We start from the raw sequence: 10,209 nt of genomic DNA, 5'->3' as shown, positions 1-10,209 counted from the left end.
GGAACGGCGCGAGCCGTCCGGTATCAGCGTTGAAAGACCGGAGGGCTCGCGCCCTACCGCTAACAAGAAACACTCACGGTGTTAGCGGAACGGCGCGAGCCGTCCGGTATTGGCGTTGAAAGACCGGAGGGCTCGCGCCCTGCCGCTAACAAGAAACACTCACGGTGTTAGCGGAACGGCGCGAGCCGTCCGGTATTAGCGTTGATAGACCGGAGGGCTTGCGCCCTGCCGCAAAAAAATGCTTCACAGCGTTGCCCGGCGGGGGCGCAGCGAATCGATTCTGGTCAGCGCATCGATGGCGGTAGCGAGTCGGCCAGGGGGCTCAAGTAGAGCGGGCTCGCTTGGTGCCGTGCGGGGTCGGGACGCAACAGATCGGCGGCGGCTTCCAACAAGTCGCGTCGACTGATCTGGCCGACCAGTTTGCCTCCGCTGACGATCGGAACCCGTCGGTAGGGCGAGTTCAAGAACAGCTGAGCGATTTGCAGGATGTCCGCGTTGGGGCCCAGTGTCAGCGCCGCGGTGTCGGCAAACTCGCCGACCTCGTGGTCCTTGGCCGACTCGGCGATGGAGCCTGATGCACCGTTGCGGCGGACGCGATCAGCGACCTCCAGGGCGATGCGATGTTGGGCGCGCAGCACGTCACGTCGGCTGACCTGACCGGCGAGCTTTTCACCGTGGAGAATCGGCAGTCGGCGATACGGCGTTTCTTCGAACTTTCGCGCGACGTCATGCAGGCAATCGTTTTCGTCGATGATTCGATTGCGATCCAGGTTCATGTAGGAACCCACATTGGTGCCCGGCACTTGGTCGTAGAGCGCCGCGACCAACACTCGCATCGCCGTCTTCTCGGAGAAGATGCCTAAGAAATTTCCCTTGGCGTCGACGACCGGTGCACCGGATATGCGTTTGCTGAGAATGTGATCGATCGAACGAAAGACGTCGTCATCTTGTGAAAGCGTGATCAAATCACGTTTCATGAACTCGCGGACCTTGGGCGCGCTGATCCCCAGTTCGATCGCGGCGGCCACCGAACCGCTGAGCGCCTTCATGCAGGCCTTTTCGCTGAACACGCCGACGTATTGGTTCTGATCGTCCACCACCGGCGCACCGGAGATGTTGTCGCGCAACAGTCGGGCCACACCGTCAAGCACTTTGGTGTGCGGGGAGAGCGTCACCAATTTGCGACGCATGAAATCCTGAGCCACTTTCACTTCGTTCATTTCAAGCCTCTCGCAGATTAGATAAGTTTGTAAAAAGTCCTCGATCGTCGCTCGGGTTGGTAACCGCCCTTTCCGAACCCGAAACCCCTTCCTCGCGCCGTGGCTCCTCCTCAATCGAATAACGGGGCGAAATCACGCGCCATCAGCCGCCGAGCAGTTCATCCGCTGCACGCCCCCTGCATTAACTATAACGAACTCACCGGCAAGTTGCGACATTCTGTCCACTGGACAGATAATTTTTGTTACAGCGAGCGAAAGCAGCGAAACGTGGCCGTCGCAGGGCGGCTTGTTGACGCCGGCGGGTGACCGTCAATGGTCGGCGGGTGTCCGTCAATCGGCTGGGCGTCTACGGGCCGAGCATGGCCCGGCGACCGGATCGTGTCTCTTGGGGGCATGGGCACAGTTTCTGCCGCTGCGCCACTTGCGATCGAATCGCCTGCAGCCGAATCGCCCGCAACCGAATCGGTGTGGGTTTTGGTATACAGTTCCGACTGGGCGAGTGGCGCGTGCGACTCGTCAACTGATTTCGATTCCAATTTTGAAGAATGACTGATGCGACATCACTGTACGAGTTTGGTTTTGGCTCTCCTGCTGGGCGCCCTGTCGGCAGCCGGCGGAGTGTCGGTTTCGGCGGCCGACGTTTACGAATACGACGGAGTGCACTCCTCGGTCAGTTTCAAGGCTCGGCACTTGGACATCAGTTGGATCCATGGCCGATTCAATGATGTCTCCGGCACGTTTTCGTTGGACCGCGACGATCCGTCGAAGTCGACGTTTTCGTTGACGATCAAAGCCGATAGCATCGACACGGCCAACAAGGCCCGCGACGAACACCTGCGTCAGCCCGACTACTTTGACACCAAGCAGTTTCCGACGATCGAGTTCCGCAGTACGAGCGTCAAGCCGATCGACGGTGGTTACGAAGTGACCGGCGACTTCACGATGCACGGAACGACCAACAAGATCACGCTCGTGCTGATGGGCGGCAAGGAACACGATTTCAAGAAGGTCAAACGCGTCGCCTTCTCCACCGAGCTTGCGCTCAAACGAAGCGATTACGGCTTCGATAAGCGGGCAATCGGTCCGATCGGCGACACGGCGTTGATCATGATCGATTGCGAAGGCGTTCGCGAGTAACGGATGCCGGATCCGCTGCTGTATGTCCAGGCGACCGCGTCCGCTGCGGTCGCCGCCGCCGCGATCGTCGTGGTGCTGCTTTGGCTGCGCCGGTCACCGACGGTCGCTTGGCTGAACGCGGCATGTGGCATCGCGGTCGCTGCCGGATTGTTGGTGGGGCTGCGGGTCGAAGACCTGCACGTAGCGGTGCCGCCGTCCAGCGGTCTGGATCGGTTGTTGCTGGTCGTCCTTCCCGCGACGCTGTTGATCGAAGGGATCGCCGCGTTGCCCGCGGTCGCAAATCGGTTTGCGTGGGGGTTGCGGATCGGTTTGATCTTGCTGACCCCACGCATCCTGCTGCACGGTTCGGTGTACGTGAGCGATCCCGAGTCATGGACCGCCTGGCAAGCCGCGATCTCGTTCGGCGTCTGCTGGGCGATGTTGGCAAGCTGCTGGGGGCTGATGTTCGCATTGGGGAGTCGACGCCCCGGGATTTCGATCCCACTGAGTCTCGGACTGGCCATTGGATCGGCCGCTGCGACGGTGATGATGGCGGGTTACTTAAAAGGCGGCGAGGCGGCGATGCCGATGGTCGCCGCGTTGCTGGGGACCGCGACGGTGGTCTGGGTGATGGCCGGCCGTCGACGTGGGGCGTCCGGCGAAGCGCCGTCTGGGGTGCCGCCGGTATTGATTGCCGTCGGCGTGATCGGCTTGTTCGGCGTGTTGTTCATCGGCCACTTTTTCGGACGCGTCTCTGGCGGCCGCGCCGTGGCGATCTGTCTGGCGCCCCTGCTGTGCTGGGTGACGGAGATCGCGCCACTGAAACACCAACGGCCTTGGATCGTCGGGGCGATTCGTTTGTGCCTGGTTGCGGTCCCGCTGGTCATCACGCTGACGTTGGCCAAACGTGATTTCGACCGCGATCTGGCCCCGCTGGGCGTGATGGAACGGGAAAAAAAAATCGGTCCAATGGCGTGGGGGCCGTTTCTGTTGGAGGGGGGGTGGTTCTTCGCAAACCCCGCCGAGCGGGCTGTCGATCGAAGCCCCCGCGCGTGAGTAAGGGGCCGGGCGGTGCCACTCGCATGCCCGTCGGGCTGACAGAGCGGCGTTGAATTGCTGGAGATCCACTCAATGGTTAGCCGCCTCGCGGCGTCCTGAGAGCCGGAAAAGGCCGCTGATTTCCCGCTCTGATCTTTTTTCGCTACACCACTTGCAAAAAAGATCTCGGCTTCGCAGAATACTTGTCGAGAACAATTCTCATTAGCGTTAGTGCCGCGATCGGCACGGCAGCCCTACCTTTCACCCGCACAACCGGACCGTCCACCCAGGGACGGAACAGATCCGAGGAGATACTCCATCATGCCTGCCCAGCCCCGTTTGATTTCGCTGCGTTGCATGTCGCTGTCGACCACCAGCCGGCCACGACGAAACGCCTTCACCTTGGTGGAGTTGCTGGTCGTGATCGCGATCATCGGTATTCTGGTCGGATTGTTGTTGCCGGCCGTTCAGGCGGCTCGCGAAGCGGCGCGACGCATGAGTTGCACCAACAACATGAAGCAGATGATTTTGGCGGTTCACAATTATGAATCGGCCACCAAACGCTTGCCCCCGGCGTGGACGCGACCGGCGATGACCGGCGACGGCTGGTCGACGCAAGCGAGAATTTTGCCCTACGTCGAAAACGTCGCCTTGGCATCGGCGATCGATTTCGGTGCCGGCTATGGGGCGGCCCGGATCACGGTGGACGGCGAGTCGATCAAGGTTTCCAGTTTTCGCGTTCCGGTTTACTTGTGCCCCAGCGACATCAACGACTTTGAACGCAACGATGACGACGGCAACCCGTATCACTATCCACTCAGCTACGGCTACAACGCCGGGCCGTGGTTTGTGTTCAACCCCAACACGAACGAAACCGGTCCCGGATCGTTTGTCGCCGGGCGTGCGTCGCGATTCCGCGATGTGTTGGATGGGCTGAGCAACACGCTCGGGTTCGGCGAAGTCAAAGCCAGAACGCCGTACTACCGTGACGTGGAAATCGAAGGGACGATCCCGACGCCGCTGGAACCCACCGAAATCTGCGCCCTGGGCGGCAGCTTTAAGACCGACACCGGCCACACCGAATGGGTCGACGGTCGTGTTCACCAATCGGGATTCACCACCACGTTTTCACCCAACCGCAAAGTGATTTGCGAGGTCAGTGGTCGTGAGTTTGACGTCGACTTCACGAACATCCGCGAGGGCAAGGACACGACCGCGCTGACTCAGGCGGCCGTGACCAGCCGCAGCTACCACCAGGGCGGTGTGAACGTCACGATGATGGACGGCTCGGTGCGATTCATCACCGATTCGATCAATTTGGACCTCTGGCGGAATCTTTCCACGCGAGCCGGCGGCGAAACCGTGACCGTGCCGGAGTAGCAGGCTGAAAACCGCCGCTCGGTCAACGTTTCGATTCAGGTTGCGTTTGTCGAGCGGAAAAAGGTCAGGCGATCGCTTGCGGAACGAGGGAACGATTCGTGGGCCCACGGATGGCAGCGCGAACCCACGGATTATTTGCTGCCCGTCATCCGTGGGTTCCTCTACCCCAAAATTAAATGTGGCCCGAGCACTTTTCGGCGAAGTGCCTTGCGATCGATTCGCTGGTCGGTTGTTGGATCACGCCGCGCTCGGTGATGATCGCAGTGACCAGCTCGGCGGGCGTGACGTCGAAGGCGGGGTTGAGCACCTTGGCCGCGTCGGGAACGATGCCGACCCCGTGCGGTGCGGCGACTTCATCGCGACCACGCTGCTCGATCGGGATGTCATCGCCGCAATCGAGTTCTAGATCGAACGTGTTGGTCGGGGCGGCGACGTAGAACGGCAGCCCGTGATATCGGGCCAGCACGGCGACGGGGTAGGTTCCGATCTTGTTGGCCACGTCGCCCCGCGCGGTGATCCGATCGGCGCCGACGATGACGGCTTGGATCACGCCTTGTCGCATCAAGGAACCCGACATCGAATCGGTGATCACGGTGACGTCGACGCCGGCTTGCGACAGTTCCCAAGCGGTCAACCGTCCGCCTTGCAGCAACGGACGCGTTTCGTCGGCGAGGACTTTGGGCGCCTGTCCGGTCTGGTGCAAGTGATAGATCGGCGCCAGCGCCGTCCCCCAGGTCGATGTGGCTAGTCCGCCGGCGTTGCAGTGGGTCAGCACCGTGTCGATTCCGGATAGCAGCGGCGCCCCGTTGCGTCCGATCGCGTGGCACATCTGGCGGTCTTCGTCGTGGATCCGTTTCGCTTCGGCGACCAACGCGTCTTTGAGGTTTTCCACTGACGTCGATTCAACGACGCCGCGCATCCGGTCCAGGGCCCAGAACAAATTGACCGCGGTCGGGCGGCTGGTCGCCAGGTATTCGATCGCGTGGATGTAGCGCGATTGCGGGTCCGATTCGGATTCGTCATTCGACTCACGGTCGTCCGGATCGTCGGCAGCCAGGCAGACCCCATAGGCGGCGGCGATGCCGATCGCGGGGGCACCGCGGACGACCAGTCGACGGATCGCGTCGTGGGTTTGTTCGACCGTGGTGCAGACCAGTTCGGCCAATTCGCCGGGCAGTTTGGTCTGGTCGATCAGGATCAGTTTGTGGTTTTCGAACCGGAGCGTTTCAGGGGCGGTCATAGAAGGGACGAGAGGATGGAGTCGGTTGCCGGGGGCGCAGCGGTTGCCAGTTCGCAGCGGTTACTGGGGTTCACCCGGGGACGGATACATTCAACAATGTAGACCATCCGTCCTCGGCGGCGAACACGTCGTGCCCCGGATCTACGGACCTCCTGATGAGACTGATTCTTTGATCGCATTTTGGATAACGCTACCGATCGAATTGCGATTGGTGTTGCTTGCCCTGCTGGGGCTCGCGATCGGTGTGCTTGCCAATTGGGCGATTTATCGATTGGCCTGGGAAGCTCGTTTGATCGGGCCTTGGGTGCCGGCTGACGAAACGGCTCCGCCCCGCAAGTCGTCGGATCGCATTCCGATCCTCGGTTGGCTGGGGTTGCGTCGCGAAGCATCGATTCACGGCAGCGGGTTTTGGATCCGTCCGATGTTGATCGAGCTGGCGATGGCGATCGGGATTCCGCTGTATTACTGGTTCGTCACGCAAACGGGACAGTTGCTGCCGCCGGCGGATCGTGTGCCGGTGGTGATCGCCGGGGTTCAGCCTTGGATGACGATCGTGTTTGTGTCGCACCTGATCATGATCTCGTTGATGGTCGCGGCGACGTTTATCGATTTCGACGAGCAGACGATCCCCGACGAGATCACGATTCCGGGCACGTTGATTGCTCTGGTTGTGGCCTGTGTGACGATGACCGAATCCTTTCTGCCGGCGCTGGATTTGAACGGCGTGTTGGTTCCGATCGCGTTTTATTTGCCGGCGCCGGCGGAGGCTCCGAAGTGGACCGGTCCGACGGGCTGGTGGACGGGTGTGGGGATTTGGACGATGTGGTGTTTTGCGTTGTCCAATCGCCGATTGATTCTGCGTCGCGGGCCGCTCAAAGCGTTCGAATATTTCTTCGCCTCGCTGGTCCGCAACAAGCCCTACAACCCGTGGAAAGCCCTGTTGGCGATGTGGTTGATCGGTGCGGTGGGCGTTCGAATTGTCTTCGGCATCGGTGGAGACGCTTGGATTGGGTTGTTGACGGCGTTGATCGGACTGGGCGTCGGCGGCGGCGTGGTGTGGGCCATCCGGATCGTCGGCAGCCTGGCGATGCGTCGCGAGGCGATGGGGTTTGGCGACGTCACGCTGATGGCGATGATCGGCGCGTTCATCGGCTGGCAAGGCGCCGTGATGTCGTTCTTCCTGGCCCCGATTGCCGCGATCGCCATCGTTCTGGTCTATTTCATCATCACCCGCAACTCGGAAATTCCATTCGGCCCGTATCTGTGCGCCGGAACGTTGTTGTCGATTTTCGGGTGGGATCGGCTCGTCAACGGGTGGTTCCTGGGCAATCTGGCGATCTTGGGGCCATTTATGCTTTGGTTGTTTGTTGCCCTGACGGGTATCATGGGAGTGATGCTTTACTTTTGGCGAGTCTTGAAGGAGACGATGTTCGGTGAATAACTATATGAAGAATCGCGGTCACTGCGACGGATCCACGGGAATGGCTTCAGCCGGCGGTGGCGGGCTGATCGGCGGTCTGCTGTTGGCGTTTGCGTGCGGCTGCGTCGACGCGCCGTTAGCCTCCCAGTCCGTCGCCAGCGATCCGTCAGAGCCGGTGGTCTTGGTCGGCGATTCGTCTCCGGCAGAGAGCACGACCGAGTCGGCCGACCCAACCGCGAAGGAATCAGGCGAAGAAACATCGTCCAACGAGAATGCCCCCGAATCGGAAAAAACAACCGTGACAGAGTCCAGCGAAAAACCGGCACCGAAGCAGAAATTGCAGTTCGTCGACGAGTACAACGCGCTCGATCGAAATGCCGCCTTTGTGATTTTGGACAAGGGCACCGAGCGGCCGGGGCTGGGCGGTTACACGATGACGAAGGACCCCGGCACGTACATCTGTCGCCAGTGCAATGCCCAGCTGTATCGCAGCGACGATAAATTTGAAAGCCATTGCGGCTGGCCGAGTTTTGATGACGAGATCAAGGGCGCCGTGCGGCGCGAAACCGATGCCGATGGCTATCGGACCGAGATCTTGTGCGCCAACTGCGGCGGGCACCTCGGCCACGTTTTCGAGGGCGAACAGTTCACCGCAAAGAACACCCGGCACTGCGTCAACTCCATCTCAATGAAGTTCATCCCAGAGGGCAAAGAGCTGCCGGCCAAGCTGGTGATCAAGGACGAGAAAGCGAAAGAGAAGCAGGGGAAGGAGCCGGCAGAAAAATAGGGGATGCGGAAGCAGGTAGACAAGAAAATGAGTGACAGGAACATTTTCTTGTCATCGATTTTCTTGTCTGAATTCCCCACTGTGCCTTGATTAACCGTTTTCCCGTGTTGCGGTGCGACGGTTTCGACAGCGCAGATTGGTGTTCCGTTTTTCGTCTTCCGTCATCAGAGACCAGCGGGCGATTTCGTCGAGCGTGCGGAAGCACCCCAGGCAGGTCTGTGAGGCGTCGATTGCGCAGCGGTCGATGCAGGGCGAGTCAGAGGTGACCGGGGACGAAGGATCGGGCGACTGGTTTTCAGCGTTCATGCGCAGAGTGTACCCCGTCGATCGTCAACATGCGGCGGGGTTGACGTTCGATCTTCACGTCGGTCGGCGCTGCGACGGGCGCCCCAATCGCGGTCATCTGGGGCCCAAACCAGAGGAAACGACGTTTAACTGAACGTTACCTGACCCCTTTTCCGATCTGACCCCGTCTCCATCTCGTCTGTTAAAATCCTCTCATCGGGGGGGCAGGCCTCAGGTTGCGGATTGACCACCGATTGATCGTACGCATCGTCCACGCCATCAGGAGATCGAGATGAAAAAGCGTTTCGACACCAAAGTGTGGTTGCGATGGTTCGCCGGACGCAACGAAGTGTTGATGTTTTCGCTGGCGCTGATCTACCTGGTCTGTCTGGCGGTCCTGGTGGTGATTTGGGTCGATCTTCCCGGGCTTCAGGAACGTGCCGCGCAAGTGATCGACGCGAAGAGTTTAGAGGCGGCCGAGATGGCGGTGGTGGCGCCGTACGGGTTGGAAGGAGCGGTGTTGTTGGTGATGCTGGGGATTTGGTGTGTCGTGGCCGGGGAAGCGATCGTGCACTGGGTGACACGCCCCTGGGACCGCGAGCACTTGCGGCACCATCTGCACAGCGGGCTGTTTTGCATCTGTCCGGCGCTTCGGATGTGTGCCCGAAGCCCCGAAATGCACGGACGGATTTGGTTACCCGGGCTGGGGTGGCGTCGTGGCGGCCGCCGATTGCAACGCCAACTGGAACGCCATTTCAGCGTTCCGATGATGGTCGTCGCGCTGCTGATCATGCCGATCTTGATCATCGAATTCTTTCTCAAAGATCAAGTCGCCGCGTACCGTTGGTTGCGCATCCTGCTGCACGGCGGGACCGGAGTGATTTGGTTCGCGTTCGCGGCCGAATTCATCCTGATGGTGTCGATCGCCGAGAAGAAACTGGAGTATTGCAAAGAGCACTGGATTGATTTGGCGATCATCCTGCTGCCGCTGGTTTCGTTTCTGCGGACCTTGAGTTTGGCCAAGGCGACTCGTCTGGCCGATGTGATGCGGATCCAGCAACTGTCAAACCTGGCACGCGCGTATCGATTGCGGGGCACGGCGATCAAGGCGTTGCGTGTGTTGATCCTGTTCGACTTGACCGAACGCATCTTGCGGGTCAGTGATGAGCGGCGATTGGAGAAGCTGGAGACGCAGCTTGCCGAGATGGAGAAGCATTCCCGTTTGCTGCGTCAACGCATCGCCAAGTTGAAACTAAAATGCATCGAGCAAGAGGAGATGTCGCCGGGGATGCCGATGGCAGAGATCCCGATTTGTGCGGTCTGTAACGTCGCGTCCTTGCAGCCCTGTCGTTGCGTGGCGGGTCAAGATTCGATGGCTTCGGCGGGCAGCGGCGGGGACCAGAATCGGCGTACGATTTGACGGGCGGCGAGGTACAGGCCGACGGCGGTCAAAATCCCCAGCACGTCGGCCAGGGCATCAAAAACGTCGGGGTGCCGGCCCGGCGAGAACGCTTGCGTCAGTTCGTCAATGCAGGCGTACGCCGTCAAAACGATGATCACCCCCAGAAAACGCCGCGCCGATCGGCGTCGATCGTTGCCGGGGGACTGGGTGACGTAGCAGCACAGGATCGCCAGGCCGAAGTAGCCGCCAAAGTGCTTCACCTTGTCATTGAGCTGGGGGCCGACATCGATCCCGGCCGGCCAGTGGGTTCCCAGAAAAAGT

The 10,209-nt window shown here is 60.4% G+C and carries 10 protein-coding genes; 6 read left to right on the top strand and 4 right to left on the bottom strand.

What is annotated here, in order from left to right:
• Positions 1 to 284: 284 nt before the first annotated feature.
• A complete protein-coding gene (locus tag ABX749_RS09645; RefSeq protein ID WP_145207572.1) occupies positions 285 to 1,220 on the bottom strand; it encodes a CBS domain-containing protein in 936 nt (311 codons plus the stop codon).
• 579 nt (positions 1,221 to 1,799) lie between these two features.
• Here ABX749_RS09645 and ABX749_RS09640 point away from each other — a divergent pair.
• The 3 genes from ABX749_RS09640 to ABX749_RS09630 all read left to right on the top strand — a co-directional run bounded on the left by ABX749_RS09640 (position 1,800) and on the right by ABX749_RS09630 (position 4,754).
• Entirely contained in the window at positions 1,800 to 2,357 is a 558-nt protein-coding gene (locus ABX749_RS09640; RefSeq protein ID WP_372895791.1) for a YceI family protein, read from the top strand.
• A gap of 3 nt (positions 2,358 to 2,360) precedes the next feature.
• Positions 2,361 to 3,392, top strand: coding sequence for a hypothetical protein (locus tag ABX749_RS09635; protein ID WP_372895790.1), 1,032 nt, complete (start codon positions 2,361 to 2,363; stop codon positions 3,390 to 3,392).
• A 303-nt stretch (positions 3,393 to 3,695) separates the two neighbouring features.
• Positions 3,696 to 4,754 carry a DUF1559 domain-containing protein gene (locus ABX749_RS09630; protein WP_372895789.1) on the top strand — a complete coding sequence of 353 codons (1,059 nt, stop codon included), beginning with the start codon at positions 3,696 to 3,698 and terminating at the stop codon, positions 4,752 to 4,754.
• Between the two features lie 172 nt (positions 4,755 to 4,926).
• Here the strand turns inward: ABX749_RS09630 and mtnA are convergent, their stop codons facing one another.
• A complete protein-coding gene (gene mtnA / locus ABX749_RS09625; protein WP_372895788.1) occupies positions 4,927 to 5,994 on the bottom strand; it encodes an S-methyl-5-thioribose-1-phosphate isomerase in 1,068 nt (355 codons plus the stop codon).
• A gap of 211 nt (positions 5,995 to 6,205) precedes the next feature.
• Between mtnA and ABX749_RS09620 the strand changes: the two genes are divergently transcribed.
• On the top strand, positions 6,206 to 7,435 hold the full coding sequence (locus tag ABX749_RS09620) for a prepilin peptidase (protein ID WP_372895792.1): 1,230 nt from the start codon (positions 6,206 to 6,208) through the stop codon (positions 7,433 to 7,435).
• Positions 7,428 to 8,201: a methionine-R-sulfoxide reductase gene (locus ABX749_RS09615; RefSeq protein WP_372895787.1), complete on the top strand. Its 774-nt coding sequence runs from the start codon at positions 7,428 to 7,430 to the stop codon at positions 8,199 to 8,201. The genes ABX749_RS09620 and ABX749_RS09615 overlap by 8 nt, the downstream gene beginning before the upstream one ends.
• Before the next feature lie 90 nt (positions 8,202 to 8,291).
• Here ABX749_RS09615 and ABX749_RS09610 read toward each other — a convergent pair whose 3' ends face one another.
• Positions 8,292 to 8,507 (bottom strand): DUF1289 domain-containing protein, encoded by a 216-nt coding sequence (locus ABX749_RS09610; RefSeq protein WP_372895786.1) that lies wholly within the window; start codon positions 8,505 to 8,507, stop codon positions 8,292 to 8,294.
• A 271-nt stretch (positions 8,508 to 8,778) separates the two neighbouring features.
• Between ABX749_RS09610 and ABX749_RS09605 the strand changes: the two genes are divergently transcribed.
• Positions 8,779 to 9,906, top strand: coding sequence for a potassium channel protein (locus ABX749_RS09605; RefSeq protein WP_372895785.1), 1,128 nt, complete (start codon positions 8,779 to 8,781; stop codon positions 9,904 to 9,906).
• On the opposite strand, the gene ABX749_RS09600 is transcribed toward ABX749_RS09605, so the two are convergent.
• On the bottom strand, positions 9,849 to 10,209 hold a 361-nt coding region (locus ABX749_RS09600), incomplete at its 5' end, for a VanZ family protein (RefSeq protein ID WP_372895784.1). The genes ABX749_RS09605 and ABX749_RS09600 overlap by 58 nt on opposite strands.

It is taken from the genome of Stieleria sp. (assembly GCF_041595215.1).
Classification (GTDB): domain Bacteria; phylum Planctomycetota; class Planctomycetia; order Pirellulales; family Pirellulaceae; genus Stieleria; species Stieleria magnilauensis.
The sequence above is the reverse complement of the archived record's forward strand: the minus strand, read 5'-3'. Positions and strand labels throughout refer to the sequence as shown.

Excerpts from the sequence above, each read along its gene's own strand:
- ABX749_RS09630 (WP_372895789.1), top strand. The coding sequence starts at position 3,696 with ATGCCTGCCCAGCCCCGTTTGATTTCGCTGCGTTGCATGTCGCTGTCG.
- ABX749_RS09610 (WP_372895786.1), bottom strand. The coding sequence starts at position 8,507 with ATGAACGCTGAAAACCAGTCGCCCGATCCTTCGTCCCCGGTCACCTCT.
- ABX749_RS09605 (WP_372895785.1), top strand. The coding sequence starts at position 8,779 with ATGAAAAAGCGTTTCGACACCAAAGTGTGGTTGCGATGGTTCGCCGGA.
- mtnA (WP_372895788.1), bottom strand. The coding sequence starts at position 5,994 with ATGACCGCCCCTGAAACGCTCCGGTTCGAAAACCACAAACTGATCCTG.
- ABX749_RS09635 (WP_372895790.1), top strand. The coding sequence starts at position 2,361 with ATGCCGGATCCGCTGCTGTATGTCCAGGCGACCGCGTCCGCTGCGGTC.
- ABX749_RS09645 (WP_145207572.1), bottom strand. The coding sequence starts at position 1,220 with ATGAACGAAGTGAAAGTGGCTCAGGATTTCATGCGTCGCAAATTGGTG.